Source organism: Streptomyces argenteolus, assembly GCF_042902585.1.
Taxonomy (GTDB): domain Bacteria; phylum Actinomycetota; class Actinomycetes; order Streptomycetales; family Streptomycetaceae; genus Streptomyces; species Streptomyces argenteolus.
In genome coordinates this window covers 712,425-728,946 of the sequence record NZ_JBIBEG010000003.1, presented here as the reverse complement: position 1 = coordinate 728,946, position 16,522 = coordinate 712,425, and the positions used below count along the sequence as shown (strand labels likewise).

General features: G+C 72.3%; 13 protein-coding genes and 1 pseudogene. 5 read left to right on the top strand and 9 right to left on the bottom strand.

Annotation, left to right across the window (positions count from 1 at the left end):
• Positions 1-70: 70 nt before the first annotated feature.
• A complete protein-coding gene (locus ACFY8O_RS15670) occupies positions 71-1,123 on the bottom strand; it encodes a LacI family DNA-binding transcriptional regulator (RefSeq protein WP_145805892.1) in 1,053 nt (350 codons plus the stop codon).
• A 262-nt stretch (positions 1,124-1,385) separates the two neighbouring features.
• Between ACFY8O_RS15670 and ACFY8O_RS15665 the strand changes: the two genes are divergently transcribed.
• Positions 1,386-3,125 (top strand): BCCT family transporter, encoded by a 1,740-nt coding sequence (locus tag ACFY8O_RS15665; RefSeq protein WP_387902359.1) that lies wholly within the window; start codon positions 1,386-1,388, stop codon positions 3,123-3,125.
• Between the two features lie 132 nt (positions 3,126-3,257).
• On the opposite strand, the gene ACFY8O_RS15660 is transcribed toward ACFY8O_RS15665, so the two are convergent.
• Positions 3,258-4,190 (bottom strand): FAD-dependent oxidoreductase, encoded by a 933-nt coding sequence (locus ACFY8O_RS15660; RefSeq protein ID WP_387902357.1) that lies wholly within the window; start codon positions 4,188-4,190, stop codon positions 3,258-3,260.
• A gap of 108 nt (positions 4,191-4,298) precedes the next feature.
• Here ACFY8O_RS15660 and ACFY8O_RS15655 point away from each other — a divergent pair, with 108 nt between their 5' ends.
• Complete coding sequence (locus tag ACFY8O_RS15655) at positions 4,299-5,939, top strand: ABC-F family ATP-binding cassette domain-containing protein (protein WP_387902355.1); 1,641 nt, start codon at positions 4,299-4,301, stop codon at positions 5,937-5,939.
• Positions 5,940-5,998: 59 nt separating this feature from the next.
• Here ACFY8O_RS15655 and ACFY8O_RS15650 read toward each other — a convergent pair whose 3' ends face one another.
• The 5 genes and pseudogenes from ACFY8O_RS15650 to ACFY8O_RS15630 all read right to left on the bottom strand — a co-directional run bounded on the left by ACFY8O_RS15650 (position 5,999) and on the right by ACFY8O_RS15630 (position 12,434).
• The gene (locus ACFY8O_RS15650; RefSeq protein WP_387902557.1) at positions 5,999-6,643 is read right to left on the bottom strand and encodes a pectate lyase; all 645 of its coding nucleotides are present in this window, start codon (positions 6,641-6,643) and stop codon (positions 5,999-6,001) included.
• A 129-nt stretch (positions 6,644-6,772) separates the two neighbouring features.
• Positions 6,773-7,249: pseudogene (locus tag ACFY8O_RS15645) on the bottom strand (RICIN domain-containing protein); the annotation flags it as partial.
• 242 nt (positions 7,250-7,491) lie between these two features.
• Entirely contained in the window at positions 7,492-8,484 is a 993-nt protein-coding gene (locus ACFY8O_RS15640; protein ID WP_387902352.1) for a LacI family DNA-binding transcriptional regulator, read from the bottom strand.
• 391 nt (positions 8,485-8,875) lie between these two features.
• A complete protein-coding gene (locus ACFY8O_RS15635) occupies positions 8,876-11,353 on the bottom strand; it encodes a Tex family protein (RefSeq protein WP_145805883.1) in 2,478 nt (825 codons plus the stop codon).
• A 217-nt stretch (positions 11,354-11,570) separates the two neighbouring features.
• Positions 11,571-12,434 carry an SCO6745 family protein gene (locus tag ACFY8O_RS15630; protein ID WP_145805881.1) on the bottom strand — a complete coding sequence of 288 codons (864 nt, stop codon included), beginning with the start codon at positions 12,432-12,434 and terminating at the stop codon, positions 11,571-11,573.
• Between the two features lie 133 nt (positions 12,435-12,567).
• On the opposite strand from ACFY8O_RS15630, the gene ACFY8O_RS15625 reads away from it, so the two are divergent.
• Together ACFY8O_RS15625 and ACFY8O_RS15620 are read left to right on the top strand one after the other, a co-directional pair.
• Complete coding sequence (locus tag ACFY8O_RS15625) at positions 12,568-13,524, top strand: GlxA family transcriptional regulator (RefSeq protein ID WP_145805878.1); 957 nt, start codon at positions 12,568-12,570, stop codon at positions 13,522-13,524.
• Positions 13,525-13,556: 32 nt separating this feature from the next.
• Complete coding sequence (locus ACFY8O_RS15620) at positions 13,557-14,192, top strand: DJ-1/PfpI family protein (RefSeq protein ID WP_387902349.1); 636 nt, start codon at positions 13,557-13,559, stop codon at positions 14,190-14,192.
• On the opposite strand, the gene ACFY8O_RS15615 is transcribed toward ACFY8O_RS15620, so the two are convergent.
• Entirely contained in the window at positions 14,179-14,979 is an 801-nt protein-coding gene (locus ACFY8O_RS15615; protein ID WP_387902346.1) for an enoyl-CoA hydratase/isomerase family protein, read from the bottom strand. The genes ACFY8O_RS15620 and ACFY8O_RS15615 overlap by 14 nt on opposite strands.
• A 296-nt stretch (positions 14,980-15,275) precedes the next feature.
• Between ACFY8O_RS15615 and ACFY8O_RS15610 the strand changes: the two genes are divergently transcribed.
• Positions 15,276-15,731, top strand: a complete 456-nt coding sequence (locus ACFY8O_RS15610; protein WP_387902343.1) for an ATP-binding protein — start codon at positions 15,276-15,278, stop codon at positions 15,729-15,731.
• A gap of 180 nt (positions 15,732-15,911) precedes the next feature.
• Here ACFY8O_RS15610 and idi read toward each other — a convergent pair whose 3' ends face one another.
• Complete coding sequence (idi, locus tag ACFY8O_RS15605; RefSeq protein WP_145805871.1) at positions 15,912-16,505, bottom strand: isopentenyl-diphosphate Delta-isomerase; 594 nt, start codon at positions 16,503-16,505, stop codon at positions 15,912-15,914.
• Positions 16,506-16,522: the final 17 nt, after the last annotated feature.

Here is a 16,522-nt window from a genome sequence, read left to right as displayed (position 1 = left end):
GTGAGCGTCAGGCCGACGCCCGGAGCCCGGCGTGAGCGTCAGGCAGAGGCCCGGAGGCCGGGCGTGAAGGTCAGGCCGACGCCCGGCGGACCAGTTCCGTCGGCGTGATCACCGACTCGGGCCAGGTGCCGGTGTCGCTGTTCAGCCGCTCCATGAGGAGCCGCACCATCAAGCGCCCCATGCCCTCCACGTCCTGGCGGACCGTCGTCAGGGGCGGCTCCGTGGCCTCCGCCACGGATTCCATGTCGTCGAAGCCCACCACGGCGACGTCCTCCGGAACCCGCACCCCCCGTTCCCGCAGCACCCGCAGGGCGCCCGACGCCATCATGTCGTTGGCCACGAAGACGGCGTCCAGGTCGGGATGGGCGGCCAGCAGTTCCGCCATGGCCCGGGCCCCGCCCTCCGTGGTGAAGTCGCCGTCGGCGATCAGCTCGGGCCCCGCGTCCGGGAGCGCGTCCTGGTACCCGTCGATCCGGTCGAGGGCCGAGGTCTGGTCGCGCGGGCCGGCGATGTGCGCGATGCGCCGGCGGCCGAGCGAGACGAGGTGGCGCACGGCCTCGCGGGCCCCGCCCCGGTTGTCGCAGTCGACGTACGGAACCTGCGGTGCGCCCTCGGCGTCCGTGGCGAGGTGCTCCGGGCGTCCCCCGTACACCGTCGGCACGCGGAACCGCCTGATGATCGCGGGAAGTTCGTCGTCGGTGTGCAGCGAGAAGGCCAGTACGCCGTCCACGTGGCCACCGGCCAGATAGCGGGTGACCCGGTCGAAGTCACCGCTGCCCTCCACCAGGAGCAGGACGAGCTGTGCGTCGTGCGCGTTGAGCTCGCGGCTGATCCCCCGGATCTGGCGTGAAAAGAACGGGTCGGAGAAGATCCGGAACTCCGGCTCGTCGATGATCACCGCCACCGCGCCGTTGCGCCGGGTGACCAGGGTCCTCGCCGCGTGGTTCGGGATGTAACCGAGCTCGTCCACCGCCTCGCGCACCCGTTCCACCAGGGGCCGTCGCACGCCGGCGCCGCCGTTGACGACGCGGGACGCCGTGGCCCGGGACACACCGGCCCGGGCCGCCACGGCCTCCAGGGTCGGCCGGGCGTCACGCTGCGGATCGGAGGTCGGGTCGGGCAAGGGTCGCTCCTCGTACACGCGCGCCCCGGTGGGGAACGGCTTGAACTGGCGGGTTCGGCACGCACGAACCGGCGGGTTCGGCACGAACGCCGTCAGCCTAACCGCCTGGTCCGGGAGGCACTCCGGGCGATCGCCCGGAGCATCGCGCCATATCGGTACATAAACGGCCAAGGTGGAACTGCTTGTTGATCCTGGGTCATGCACTCCGTGTGTGGTACTGCCTACGGAGAGCGAAATTTCGCATGGGTGAAAGGTGCCATCTGTGTCACAAGACGAGCAGGGTCCGGGCGGGCGGGGGGACTATCTCCCGGTCACGGCCGATCTACCCGCCGAGCCGCCCCACGGCCGGCGCCCCACGACCGACCGGGTGGTCTTCGGTGTCACGGCGGTGCTCACCGTCGCCTTCGTGGTCTGGGGCTCCACGGCCACCGACTCGCTGGAGACCGTCTCCAACAAGCTGCTCAACGGGCTGATCCACAACGGTGGTTGGGCCTTCATGCTGGCGGCGTCCGGCTTCGTGGTCTTCGCCCTGTGGCTCGCGATCAGCCGCTACGGGAACATCTCGCTGGGACAGGAGGGCGAGGAACCCGAATTCCGTACCGTCTCCTGGGTCGCGATGATGTTCAGCGCCGGCATGGGGATCGGCCTGATGTTCTACGGCGTGAGTGAGCCCCTGGCCCACTTCGTCGACCCCCCGCCCGGGACCCGGCCGGCGGACGCGGCCGAGGCGATGCAGACGGCGATGGCCACCACCCTCTTCCACTGGACGCTGCACCCCTGGGCGATCTACGCCGTCGTCGGGCTCGCCATCGCGTACAGCGCCTACCGCCGGCGCAGGCGGCAGACGATCAGCTCCGTCTTCGTCCCGCTCATCGGTGAGAAGCGCGCGAACGGGACGCCCGGCCGGATCATCGACATCCTCGCGATCTTCGCGACGCTGTTCGGGTCCGCGGCCTCGCTCGGGCTGGGCGCGCTCCAGATCGGCAGCGGCTTCCAGGAGCTCAACTGGATGGAGAAGACCGGCACCGGCCTCCTCGTCGCGATCATCGCCGTACTCACGGTCGCCTTCGTCGCCTCGGCGGTGTCAGGGGTCGAGAAGGGCATCCAGTGGCTGTCCAACATCAACATGGTGCTCGCCGTGATCCTGGTGATCTTCGTCTTCATCGCCGGCCCCACCATCATCGTGCTCGACCTGCTGCCCACCTCCATCGCCGCGTACTTCGGTGACCTCGCCCAGCTCGCCGGGCGCACCGAGGCCACCGGGAAAGGCGAAGTGGCCGACTGGCTCGCCAGCTGGACGGTCTTCTACTGGGCGTGGTGGATCTCCTGGACGCCCTTCGTGGGCATGTTCATCGCCAGGATCAGCCGGGGCCGCACGATCCGTCAGTTCGTCGGCGGCGTCATCCTGGTCCCCAGCACGGTCAGCCTGGTCTGGTTCGCGGTCTTCGGCGGATCGGCGATCAGGCTGGAGGAGGCGGGGCGGCTCAAGGACGTCGGGGACACCGCGGAGGCGCAGCTCTTCGGCGTCCTCCAGGAGTTCCCGATCGCCACCACCATGAGCATCCTGGTGATGGTCCTGGTCGGGATCTTCTTCGTCTCAGGTGCCGACGCCGCCTCCATCGTGATGGGCACGCTGTCCCAGAAGGGCGTCATGGAGCCCGCCAAGTGGGTCGTGATCTTCTGGGGTGTCGTCACCGGCGCCGTGGCGGCGGTCATGCTGCTCGTCGGCGACGGCCAGGGCGACGCGCTGGCGGGGCTGCAGAATCTGACCATCCTGGTGGCCGCGCCGTTCACCATCGTGATGATCGGCATGTGCGTCTCCCTGATGAGGGACCTGCGGCACGACCCCATGATCGTCCGCAGGGAGTTCGGCGTGGAGGCCGTCGAATCCGCGGTCATCGAGGGGCACGCCAAGTACGACGGGGACTTCGAGATCCGGATCGGCCCCGGCACGGCGGAGGTCACCACCGACCAGCGCCACAAGGACGAGCCCCGGGGCTGACAGGTGCTGCGGCTCAGCGCACAGCTGGGCCGCAGCCCGCCCTCGGCTCACCACCCGGGCGGCGGCCCCCACCCGGTCGGCCCCGGCTGTGCGCTTCGGCCCGGCGGCACAGTGGCGCGCCCGGCAGGCAGCTCAGCGCACCAGCTGGGCGGCGGCCCGCGCGCAGCCCCAGGCCACCGTCACCCCGGCGCCGCCGTGGCCGTAGTTGTGCACCAGCAGTCCGCCGTCCGGCAGCTCCTCGGCCTCGATGCGCACCCCCGCGTCCCGGGCCGGCCGTAGCCCCACCCGGTGGCCGATGACCCGGGCCCCGGCGATCTCCGGCCGCACCCGGGCGCAGCGCGCCACGATCTCCTCGGCGGTGCGCGGATCGGGCGCCGTGCGCGGATCGTCGACCTCCGCGGTCCCGCCCAGCACCAGCCCTCCCGGCTGCGGAAAGAGATACGTCGTCGTGCTGGACGCCGGATCGGCCTGGACGAACCACGCGTCGACGCCGGGGTTCTCCACCACCACCAGCTGGCCCCTGACCGGTCGCACCCCCGGGTCCGGGACGAGCTCGCGGGAGCCCAGGCCGGTGCAGTTGACCACCACGGGTGCCTCGGCCGCGGCCTCGGCGAAGCTCCGTACCGTACGCCGCTCGACCGTGCCCCCCGCCTCGGCCAGCAGCTCCTCCAGCCTGCGCAGATGGACCGGCATGTCGATCAGCGGAAGGGTCACACTGAGCCCCTCCGCCACTTCGGTGGCGCCCTCCAGGCTCCGGGCCCAGGGCCCGAGCGCGGCCAGTCGCTCGCCCCCGTGCACCCCGGCGGCCATCCGCACACCGGTCCTCGCGGGGTCCGCGGCCATGCCCTCGTACACCCGCAGGGAGGCGAGCGACCACGCGCCGACCTGGGCCTCGGGCTCGATCCGGTACGGCCACCACAGGGCGCCGGCCACCGCCGATGTGGTGTCAGGGGCGGGGTCCCGGGACCAGACGCGTACCCGCAGACCGCGTTCCGCCAGCACCAGCGCCGTGGTCAGCCCGCTGATGCCGCCGCCCACCACGATCACGTCCGCCACCGTGCTCACCCCTGTCTCCGCCGTGACCCCGCGCCTGCCGACGGCCGGGCAGGCCATGGTCGCACCCCGGTAGGGAGGGCAGGACGGCCGCTCCCGTTCGTTAGGATCGGCACCCTGATGACTGCCACCCTCGTCGCCAAGGAACTCGCCGCCGGACACGGTGACCGCACCCTCTTCGCCGGACTCGACCTCGTGGTCGCGCCCGGCGACGTGATCGGTCTCGTGGGAGCCAACGGCGCCGGTAAATCCTCTCTGCTCCGCCTGCTCGCCGGACTCGACCGGCCCGAGGAGGGCGAGCTCCGGCTCTCCCCGCCCACCGCCACCGTCGGTCACCTCCCGCAGGAGCCCGAGCGCCGCCCGGGGGAGTCCGTGCGGGAGTTCCTCGCCCGGCGTACGGGAGTCGCCGACGCCCAGACCGCGATGGACGCCGCGACGCAGGCCCTGGTCGACGGGGCGCCCGGCGCCGACGACGCCTACTCGGAGACCCTGGAGCGCTGGCTCGCCCTGGGCGGTGCCGACCTGGACGAGCGGGCCGAGGAGGTCGCGGCCGACCTCGGGCTGACCGTCGGCCTCGACCTCCCGATGACCGCCCTCTCCGGCGGACAGGCCGCGCGCGCGGGGCTGGCCTCGCTGCTCCTCTCGCGCTACGACGTCTTCCTGCTCGACGAGCCCACCAACGACCTCGACCTCGACGGCCTGGAGCGCCTGGAGCGCTTCGTGTCCGGGCTGCGGGCCGGCACCGTGGTGGTCAGCCACGACCGCGAGTTCCTCATGCGTACGGTCACCAAGGTCCTGGAGCTGGACCTCGCCCAGCAGGAGATCAACCTGTACGGCGGCGGGTACGCCTCCTACCTCGAGGAGCGCGAACGCGCCCGCACCCACGCCCGCGAGGAGTACGAGGAGTACGCCGACAAGCGCTCCGCGCTCGAAGGCCGCGCCCAGATGCAGCGTGGCTGGATGGACAAGGGCGTCAAGAACGCCCGGCGCAAGGCCACCGACAACGACAAGATCGGCCGCAAGTTCCGCAGCGAGGCCAGCGAGAAGCAGGCCGCCAAGGCCAAGCAGACACAGCGCATGATCGAGCGTCTCGACGTCGTCGACGAGCCCCGCAAGGAGTGGGAGCTGCGGATGGAGATCGCCTCCGCACCGCGCTCCGGGTCCGTGGTGGCCACCCTGCGCGACGCCGCCGTCGTCCGGGGTGACTTCTCCTTCGGTCCGGCCACCCTGCAGATCGACTGGGCCGACCGGGTCGCCATCACCGGCGCCAACGGTGCGGGCAAGTCCACGCTGCTCGCCGCCCTGCTCGGCAGACTGCCGCTGGACGCCGGCCACGCCTCGCTCGGATCGGGCGTCGTGGTCGGCGAGGTGGACCAGGCGCGCAAACTGTTCCACGGCACGGAGAGCCTGCTGGACGCCTTCTGCGCGGCCGTCCCCGAGACCGAGCCCGCCGAGGTGCGTACGCTGCTCGCCAAGTTCGGGCTGCGTGCGGCCCATGTCCTGCGGCCCGCGACCACCCTCTCGCCCGGCGAGCGCACCCGCGCGGGTCTCGCCCTGCTCCAGGGCAAGGGGGTCAATCTGCTGGTCCTGGACGAGCCGACCAACCACCTCGACCTGCCGGCCATCGAGCAGCTGGAGTCGGCGCTGGAGGCGTACACGGGGACGTTGCTGCTGGTGACGCACGACCGGCGGATGCTGGAGGCGGTCCGCACGACGCGCCGGGTCGAGGTCGCCGACGGCAAGGTCACCGAGGCCGGCTGAGCGCGAAGGGCCCGCCCCTCCCGGAGGGGAGAGGCGGGCCCGGCCGGACGCTGCGCGCCTCAGTCGACGTACGTGATCTCGGACGCGGAGTAGATGCAGTTGGTGCCGTCGGCACCCGAACCGATCTCACTCGGCTCACCGCTCGTCGTGCCCTTGTACTTGGTGCAGATCTTCATGTCACGGTCGCCGTCCTCGTAGATCGTGACGTCCGAGATCCGGGCCGTGTCACCGTAGTTGGTGTTGATGCCGACCAGGCTGGTGCCGGGGGCGGTGGCCCAGATGTTCTGCAGCTGGATGTGCCGGGCGTTCTGCGTGGAGCAGTTGCCGCAGGAACGGACCAGCTTGCCGAAGTCGTCGACCTGGAAGTTCTTCACGACCAGGGTGCCGACGCCGTTGTGCTGGAACACCTTGTCGTCCGCCAGCTTCGCGCCGCCGCCGTCGATGGTGCGGACCGTCGAGGAGGAGCCGCCGCGGAAGGTCGCGGCGTCCTCGCCCACGTCCTCCCACCAGACGTTCTTGATCGTGCAGGTGCCCGCGCAGTGCACGCCGTCGGCGGCCGGAGCCCCGAGGATGACGTTTTGGAGGGTGGCGCCGTCCGCCAGCTTGATGATCGGGGGCTGGTTCTCGTCCTGGTCACCGCTGCCCAGGTCACCACTGCCGTACAGGCGCTTCATGCCACCGTCGTACGTGCCCGAGACCTCGATGGTCGCGGAGACCGCCTGGCTGCCGTTGGCGGTCGGCCACGACGGCCGGTCCGTGGGCGGGTCGGTCGGGTCGGTGGGCGGGTCCGTCGGCTCGGTCGGCGGGTCCGTGGGGACGGTGCCCGACGCGGTGAAGGTCCAGCTCTTGCTGGTCACGGAGTCGCAGGAGTTCTGCTGCACCAGGGCACCGGAGGCGGTCGAACTGTCCTTCACGTTCAGGCACTTGCCGCCGTTGCTGTTGACGACCCGGTAGGTGCTGCCGCTGACGGACGTCAGGGTCCACACCTGGGTCGCGGAACCGGCGCAGGTCTGCTGCTCCACGGCCTTTCCGGCACTGGTGGAGGCGTCCCGCACACCGGCGCACCTGGAGCTGTGCGCGGCGGCCAGCGTGTAGCCGCTGCCCGAGGCGGTGAGCTTCCAGGTCTGGTTCGCGGCACCGTTGCAGGCGTTCTGGGTGAGCTGGGTGCCCGCGGCCGTGCTGGAGCCCGGCACCTCCAGACACAGACCGCTGGCAGCGTTCGCCAGTCTGTACGAGCCCGCAGCGGGCGCTGCCGAGGCCGAGCCGGTCGCGAAGAGGGCCGTGAGGCCCGCCGCGAGCAGTGAAACCACGGCGACAAGGGTGGCGGCAGCACGGCCGCCACGCCTTCTGACGTGCTGATTCTCAGTACTCACTGGCTATTCCTTTCACCGCCTGCGGCGTCCTCCGCAGGCACCTGTCGGGGTTGGTGCGGTGGTGAAGGCCGGTTCCCGGCCGCGGAACAAGATTCAGTAGGGTGAACCCAGTTCGTGTATGCGAACAGCCGTGACGGTACGTCACGCATTCGGAGCGGTCAACACGTTGAGCCGAAGGATCAGCCGCGTGACTGGTCCGGGGGTGCCGTGGAGTCCCTGACGACCAGTGAGGTCGCCAGGGTGGTCTGCGCGGTGGCGTGATCCGGCTCCCCGCTCTCCAGTGTCTGGAGGAGCAGATCGACCGCCGTTCGGCCGGCCGGGGCCGTGGGCATGGCGACGGTCGTGAGGCGGGGCCGGTTCAGCCGCCCGGCCACGGTGTCGTCCACGCCGATCACGCTGAGGTCGTCCGGGACCCGCACCCCGTGCTCGTCCAGACCCTCGATGAGGCCGATGGCGACCAGGTCGTTGTAGCCGATCACGCCGGTGGCGCCGGTCCTGAGCACCTCGGCCGTCGCCGCGATGCCCCCCTGTTCGGTGGGCGCGTTGGGGCCGAGCACGTCGAGCCGCACGCCGGCGTCCGCCGCGGCCTGCCCGGCGGCCCGGCGCATCTGCGCGCTGGTCCACGAACCGCGCGGACCGCAGACGAGGGCCAGGCGGGTGTGCCCCAGCCCGGCCAGGTGCTCCACCGCCCGTACGGCGCCGTGGGCCACGTCCATGAGCACGGCGGACAGTCCCGTGATCTGGCGGTTGACCAGGACGAAGGGCAGATCCCCGCCCAGCCGGGCTATCACGTCGTCCGCGAGCCGGGGGCTGACCAGGACCACGCCGTCCACCTGGCGGGCCAGGGTCTGGATCAGCTCCTCCTCCACCCGGACGTCCTCGTCGGTGTCGGCCACGAAGACCTGGTAGCCGCGGACCCGCGCGTGCGCCTGTGCCGCCTTGATCAGCGGCGGGAAGAAGGGATTGGCGATGTCCGAGACGATCAGCCCGAGATTCCGGGTGCGTCCCGTCGTCAGCGCCCGCGCGGACTCGTTGGGCCGGTAGCCCAGCCGGGCGGCGGCGGCGAGGACCCGCTCCCTGGTCTCCTTCTTCACCAGGTGCGAGGCCGTCAGGGCGCGGGACGCGGTGGAGACATGGACTCCCGCGGCCTGCGCGACGTCACGGATCGTCATGGCCACGTACGCCTCACCCTGCCCGCCCCGCCCGCCGGCCGGGCTGTCGTGGAGTTCTGCAACCGGTTGCCGGACGGAGGAGGCGTCAGGGGGCCGGGAGCACCGGGAACGGCAGGGCCGGTCGCCTGGATGCAGGAGCCATCGGAAGTCCTCTCCGCCGGCGGAATGCAACCGGTTGCATTCCGGTTGGCATCAGAGTGGCGGTGCGTCCTGAGCATGTCAATGGCTCGGGCGATACCCGCGCGGGGTGCGCACCAGGCCCGCCCGGCTCCGGAGCGGCCGGCAGGGCGGAGCGCGGGACACATCAGGGTGAAGGGCTCCGCCAGGGCGCCGGCCTGGGTGAGGGCGCGCGGCGAGGGGCGGGCGGGACGCTGTCCCGCCCGCCCCGCGGTCAGCGCTTGCGCCCGCCGCCCTCAGGGCCGGTGAGGCCCGCACGACGGAGCGCGTCGGCCATCGCACTGTTCGCCGGCGCGGCGCCCTGGCGTGCCGAGCCTCCCGAGTTGCCGCCGCGTGCCCCGCCCGCACCACCGCGGGAGCCGCCCGCGTTGCCGCCCCGGGCGCCTGCGGCGTTTCCGCCACGCCGGTCACGGCCGCCCTGGCCCTCGGGGCCTTCCCCCTGCCGCTGGCGGGGCGGGCGCTCGCCCCGTCCACCCCGCTCGCGCCGGGGACCCTGCCCGCCCCCCTGGCCCGGCGTCGTCTCGTCGTCGAGCCGCAGGGTCAGGGAGACGCGCTTGCGCGGGATGTCGACCTCCATGACCTTGACCTTCACGATGTCGCCCGGCTTCACGACGTCCCGGGGGTCCTTCACGAACGTCCGCGACATCGCCGAGACATGGACGAGGCCGTCCTGGTGGACACCGACGTCCACGAAGGCGCCGAACGCCGCCACGTTGGTGACGACCCCCTCCAGGACCATCCCGGCAGCCAGATCGCCGAGCTTCTCGACGCCCTCCTTGAAGGTGGCCGTACGGAAGGCCGGACGCGGGTCACGGCCCGGCTTCTCCAGCTCCTTGAGGATGTCCGTGACGGTCGGCAGGCCGAACTTCTCGTCGACGAACTCGTCAGGCCGCAGGGACCGCAGGGTGTCCGTGTTCCCGATGAGCGAGGCGACGTCCCCACCCGTCCGCTTCACCATCGTCCGCACCACCGGATAGGCCTCCGGGTGCACGCTCGACGCGTCCAGCGGGTCGTCGCCACCCCGGATCCGCAGGAAGCCCGCACACTGCTCGTACGCCTTCGGCCCGAGCCGCGCCACGTCCTTGAGCGCCCGGCGGGAGCGGAAGGGGCCGTTCGCGTCCCGGTGCGCCACGATGTTCTCGGCCAGCCCGGCCCCGATGCCCGAGACGCGCGAGAGGAGCGGTGCCGAGGCGGTGTTGACGTCCACGCCGACGCCGTTCACGCAGTCCTCGACCACCGCGTCCAGGGAGCGCGAGAGCTTCACCTCGGACAGGTCGTGCTGGTACTGCCCGACGCCGATCGACTTCGGGTCGATCTTCACCAGCTCGGCGAGCGGGTCCTGGAGCCGGCGCGCGATCGAGACCGCGCCCCGCAACGACACGTCCATGTCCGGCAGTTCCTGCGAGGCGAAGGCCGAAGCCGAGTACACGGAGGCACCGGCCTCCGAGACCATCACCTTGGTGAGCTTCAGCTCCGGGTGCCGGTCGCACAGTTCCCCCGCGAGCTTGTCGGTCTCGCGGGACGCCGTGCCGTTGCCGATGGCGATCAGGTCGACCTGGTGCTCCCTGGCCAGACGCTCCAGGGTGGCCAGCGACCGGTCCCACTGGTTCGCGGGCACGTGCGGGTGGATGACGTCGGTGGCGACGACCTTGCCGGTCGCGTCCACGACGGCCACCTTGACCCCCGTACGGAAACCGGGGTCCAGGCCCAGCGTCGCCCGCGTCCCGGCGGGGGCGGCGAGCAGCAGGTCGCGCAGGTTCGAGGCGAAGACGCGTACCGCCTCGTCCTCGGCCGCCGTGCGCAGCCGGAGCCGCAGGTCGATCCCGAGGTGCACCAGGACCCGGGTCCGCCAGGCCCAGCGCACGGTGTCGGCCAGCCACTTGTCGCCCGGCCGGCCGCGGTCCGCAACACCGAAACGGCGGGCGATCATGTTCTCGTACGAGGAGGGGCCGGGCTGTTCCGACGGCTCCTCCGGTTCGAGGACGAGATCGAGGACGTCCTCCTTCTCGCCCCGCAGCATCGCGAGGACCCGGTGCGAGGGAAGCGCGGTGAAGGGCTCGGCGAAGTCGAAGTAGTCCGCGAACTTCGAGCCGGCCTCCTCCTTGCCCTCGCGGACCTTCGCGACGACCCTGCCGCGCGACCACATGCGCTCGCGCAGCTCACCGGTCAGGTCGGCGTCCTCGGAGAAGCGCTCGGTCAGGATCGCCCGGGCCCCGTCCAGAGCCGCCGCGGCGTCCGCGACGCCCTTCTCCGTGTCGACGAACGCGGCGGCTGCGGTGAGCGGGTCCACGGAAGGATCGCCGAGCAGCCCGTCGGCCAGCGGCTCCAGACCCGCCTCCCGCGCGATCTGCGCCTTGGTCCGGCGCTTCGGCTTGAACGGCAGGTAGATGTCCTCCAGCCGCGCCTTGGTGTCGGCCGCCCGGATCTGCGCCTCCAGGGCCGCGTCGAGCTTGCCCTGTTCGCGTACGGAGTCGAGGACCGCCGTGCGGCGGTCCTCGAGCTCCCGCAGATACCGCAGCCGCTCCTCGAGCGTGCGCAGCTGCGCGTCGTCGAGCATCTCGGTCGCTTCCTTGCGGTACCGCGCGATGAACGGCACGGTCGAGCCGCCGTCGAGCAAGTCGACGGCCGCCTTCACCTGACGCTCACGTACGCCGAGCTCCTCGGCGATCCTGCCTTCGATGGACGTCGTCACGGTTTTCCCGACTCGCCTTCTCATGCTGGCTGTGCTGGCTGTGCCACTGGGGTGGCCCACACCCGGGTGGGCCCCTTCGCCTGCATTGTGCCGGGTTGCCGGGGGCCGTGTCGCGTGACCTGCTCGATCACGGCCCCGGCGTCCTGGCGGACGGAGCGGTCGTGCGGGCGCTACGGATCGCCCGGCCACCCCGGCCAGCCGCGGACGCGCCGGTGACTCAGCCCTTGCCGACCAGGTCCTCCGGGAACGCGCCGGCCGCTGCCGCCGTGAACAGGAAGCCGCGCCCCAGCTCGGTGAGCCGGGCCACCCCGTCGGCGCCCAGGTGCTCGTACGGCGCGGCGTCCATGCGGTCCGTCGCCTCCTCCAGACCGGCCCGGAGTGCGGTGCCCGCCTCGGTGAGCTCGCCCTCCGCGTCCAGCACCCCGCGCCCGCGCAGCCGCTCCACCGCGGCCTCCCAGTCGGCGCGGCGCCAGCCACGGGTGGCGAGCACCCAGCGCGGAGCCATGCCCTTGCCGGTGGCGGTGTGGCTGACCAGGGCCTCCAGCGGGTCCAGGTCCGCCGCCAGCAGCGCGGCCAGGTGCCCGTCGCCGCGGTGCTCCCGCAGCAGGGTCGCCGCGTGCCAGTACGCCAGGTGCGGCTCCTCGGGGACCGGCAGGTCGGCGTGGGCGGCGTACAGCGGCCGGGCGTGGCGGGTGCAGGCCTCCGCCGCGCGCAGCGCCAGACCGGCGGCCTCCGCCATCTCCGGCGAGGCGACCGTCTCCTCGCCGAGCACCCGGCGCAGCGTCGAGTCCGCAGCCCGCAGCCGGGCGTCGAGCGCCGCCGCGGGCGTGACGCGGGACCACACGGCGGGCAGGTGGCGGCTCACGAGCTCGTGGTTGAAGTTGTAGAAGGTGGCCGTGACCGTGCCCGCCCCGGCCGCGCCCAGGGCGGCTCCGCGAGCGGCGAAGTAGACGGCCCGCGCGTCCTCGATGCCGAGCCCGCCGAACTCCTCGGCCAGGTCGGGCGAGAAGTAGACGGAGGAGTGCAGCGGGTTGAGTGCGTTGTGGCAGCGGCGCCCGGCGCGCGGCGGAAGAATGCTCATGCCCGCACGTTACCGACTGGTTGGTACGTCGAACAGTCCCGGGGGGCGCCGCTCGCGCCACGCACTCCGCATGGCAGGAAGGGTGGGCTACTCGTCATTGCGGCCACCGCCCCGCCCGCCCAGGATGACAAGCATGAAGCAGCGATCCGTGCTCGTCGTCCTCTTCGAGGGAGTCCAGAGCCTCGACGTGAGCGGTCCGATGGAGGTCTTCGCCGGCGTCTCCCACTTTCCCGGGATCTCCTACGCGCTGCGCACCGCCTCGCTGGACGGGGCACCGGTCCGCTGCTCCAGCGGACTCACCCTCGTCCCCGACGCGGCACTCGACGACGTCCCGGCCCCCGATCTGCTCCTCGTGCCGGGCGGGACCGGCACGAGGACCCCCGACCCCGAGCTGGTCGCCTGGCTCCGCGCGCACGCCCCCGGCGCCCGGGACCTGGTCTCGGTCTGCACCGGCGCCCTGCTCCTCGCGGCGGCGGGTCTGCTCGACGGCCACCGGGTCACCACCCACTGGTCGGTCTGCGAGACGCTCGCCCGGCAGTACCCGGCCGTGGAGGTGGACCCGGCCCCGATCTTCGTGCGCGACGGACGGCTGGCCACCTCCGCGGGGGTCACGGCCGGCATCGACCTCGCGCTCGCCCTGGTCGAGGAGGAGCACGGGAGGGAGGTCGCGCTCACCATCGCCCGTCACCTCGTGGTGTTCCTGCGGCGCCCGGGCAACCAGGCCCAGTTCAGCGCGCAGCTCACCGCCCAGACCGCCGTCCGTGAGCCCCTGCGCGAGGTCCAGCACTGGATCACCGAGCATCCCGGCGCCGACCTCTCGGTGGAGACGCTCGCCGCCCGGGCCCGTCTCTCGCCCCGGCACTTCGCCCGCGCCTTCCAGGCCGAGACGGGCACGACCCCCGGCAAGTACGTCGAGCGCGTCCGCCTCGAACAGGCGCGCCGGCTGCTGGAGGACACCGCCGACGGCGTCACGGGCATCGCGCGCGCCAGCGGCTACGGCACCCCCGAGGCGATGCGCCGCGCCTTCGTCCGAACCCTCGGCACGGCGCCCGCCGAATACCGGCGCCGCTTCCGTGCGCAGCCCGTGTGACCACGACCGCCACCTCCCTGAAGGGGACACCCATGCAGATCGCCCTCCTGCTCTTCGACCGTTTCACCGCACTCGACGCCGTCGGCCCGTACGAGATGCTCAGCCGGGCCCCCGGCGCCGAGACCGTCTTCGTCGCCGAGCGGACGGGAGCGGTGCGCAACGACAGCGGCAGTCTCTGCCTCGTCGCCGAACGCACCCTCGCCGACGTGCCCGCCCCCGACGTGGTGATCGTGCCCGGTGGCCCCGGGCAGAGCGCCCAGATGGAGAACGAGTCGCTGCTCGGCTGGCTGCGCGCGGCCGACGCCACCAGCACCTGGACGACGTCCGTGTGCACCGGTTCGCTGCTGCTCGCCGCCGCCGGCCTGCTCACCGGCAGGCGCGCCACCACGCACTGGCTCGCCCACGACGTACTGAGGACGTACGGAGCCGAGCCCACCGAGGAGCGGGTGGTGCTCGACGGCAAGTACGTCACGGCCGCCGGCGTCTCCGCGGGCATCGACATGGGCCTCACGCTGCTCGGCGAGATCGCGGGCGACGAGCACGCCCGGAGCGTCCAGCTGCTGACCGAGTACGACCCGCAGCCGCCCTACGACTGCGGATCACCCGCGAAGGCTCCCGCGGCGATGGTCGAGGAGTGGCGTTCCAGGAGCCGGTTCATCCTGTCGTAGGCGAAGGCCCGTCGGTCGCGGTGCTCCACGTGAACCTGGGCTGACGACGCTCCAGGAAGGCGGCGACCCCCTCCGCGGTGTCACCGCTCGCCTGAGCCTGCCGGGACCAGTAGCCGTCCCGGTCCTCACGGCCGTCGGCGAACTCCTTCGCCGCCGCCTGCGTCAGCTGCGAGCGCGAGGCCAGGACGCGCGCGAAGGAGAGCACCCGTTCCTCCAGGCCGCCCGCGGGCAGGACCTCGTCCACCAGCCCGGTGCGCAGCGCCCGTTCGGTTCCGATCAGCTCGCCGGAGAACAGCAGGTACTTCGCGCAGGCGGGGCCGACCAGTGAGACGAGCCGACGGGTCGAGGACGACGGGTAGACGATCCCGAGCTTGGCCGGGGTGACGCCGAAGGACGCGCCCTCCTCGGCGAACCGCAGGTCGCAGGCGGCGGCGAGCTGGCTGCCGCCGCCCACGCAGTACCCGCGCACGGCCGCCAGCGTCGGCCGTGGAAAGGCCGCCAGGGCCTCCTCGGCACGGACGGCGAGTGCCTGAGGCCGGCCGGCCGGATCCTGGAGGGAGGCGATGTCCGCACCGGCGCAGAACGTGTCCCCCGCACCGGTGAGTACGAGGACGCGTACCCCGGGGTCGGCCGCCAGCCGCTCCAGCAGTGCGGGCAGGGCCTGCCACATGCCCGAGGTCATGGCGTTGCGCTTCGCCGGGTTGCTGATGACGACGGTGGCGACCCCGTCCACGACCGTGTGCTCCAGCCGGGGTTCCGTCCGTGCGGCCCGTTCCGTGAGGTCCATGTGCCGGATGCTATCCACAGCTCTCGAACCCATGACCAAGAAGGGGGGCGCCCGGCGAGCGTCCGGGGCTGCTCGCGACCGGGGCCGGGGGCGACGGTTCGTCGATCTGGTGACGGGCCGGATCGGGCCCGAAGAGGGCGAGAAGTAGTCCATTCATCTGACGCCGACATGCTCACTCGGTCACATTGGTTCTATAAGAGGCCACTTACGGTCAGGGCCGTAGTCCGGAGCACGCTGTTCCCGACACTCATTACTCGATGGTCAGCGATGTGCGAGTCGAGAGCGGGTGCCGGACTATGGAGAGCCGCGGGAGTGTTCCGGCCAGACCCGTGTCGTACGAGGGGGTGTGGCGCTTCACCGCCCCCGCCGTCGACGCCTCGGTGCCGCAGGCCCGGCACGCGGTACGCGATCTGCTGGACCGGCAGGGCGTCCCCGTCGACGAGGACATCCTCCAGGGGCTGCTGCTGATCGTCTCGGAGCTGGTCACCAACGTGGTCCGGCACGCGGCGCTCCTCTCGCCCGAACTGGCCGTCGAGGTGGCCATCGGGGCGGAATGGATAAGAGTCTCCGTCGAGGACAACCACCCTTACCGCCCCACCGCGCTCGTCACCGACTACGGGCAGACCGGCGGCCGAGGGCTGCTGCTGGTGCGCGAGATCACCGCGGAGGCGGGGGGGACCTGCGACGTGGAGCACACCGCGGGCGGGGGAAAGATCATCTGGGCGGCCCTGCCCCTGAAGCCGCAACTCTGACCCGGACCCGCAGCGCCCCGCGGCTGTCACCGGCGGACGGTTCCGGCGCCGGTCCCCGGCTCACGGCAGCGCCGCCACCCCGAACCGGTGACCCGCGGCCGGCACCGGCCCGGCCCGCGGATCGACATCGGCCGGCGAGCCGCCGTCAGCCGCAGGACGGCCCCGGCGGGACGGACCGCCTCACCAGCCCGCGGACGGTCCCGTCAGCTCCCGGATCGCCGGCCGTGCGGCGTCCAGCACGGTCATGAACCAGGCCGAGAACGGCGCGGCGGCGTGACGCTCCGCCAGCTCCTCGGCGCTCACGAACGCCGTCTCGCCGACCTCCTCGGGGTCCGGCCGCAGCTGTTCCTGGGCCAGCCCGACGAACAGGTGGTTGAACTCCTGCTCCACCAGGCCCGACACCGGATCGGGGTGGTTGTAGCGCACCGTGCCTGCCTCGGCGAGCAACGAGGGCGAGATCCCCAGCTCCTCGTACGTGCGCCGGGCGGCGGCGGCGAACGGCGCCTCTCCCGGATACGGGTGACCGCAGCAGGTGTTCGACCACACACCGGGGGAGTGGTACTTGCCGAGCGCACGGCGCTGGAGCAGCAGCCGCCCCCGCTCGTCGAAGAGGAACACGGAGAACGCCCGGTGCAGCTGACCGGGGGCCTGGTGGGCGGCGAGCTTCTCCGCGGTGCCGATGGTGGTGCCGCTCTCGTCGACCAGTTCGAGCATGATCGCGTCGGCTGCGGCGTTCGACGAGCTGTGCGCCGCGGTGGCTGGTGTGGTCGGCATACCCATCCTTCGCTTTG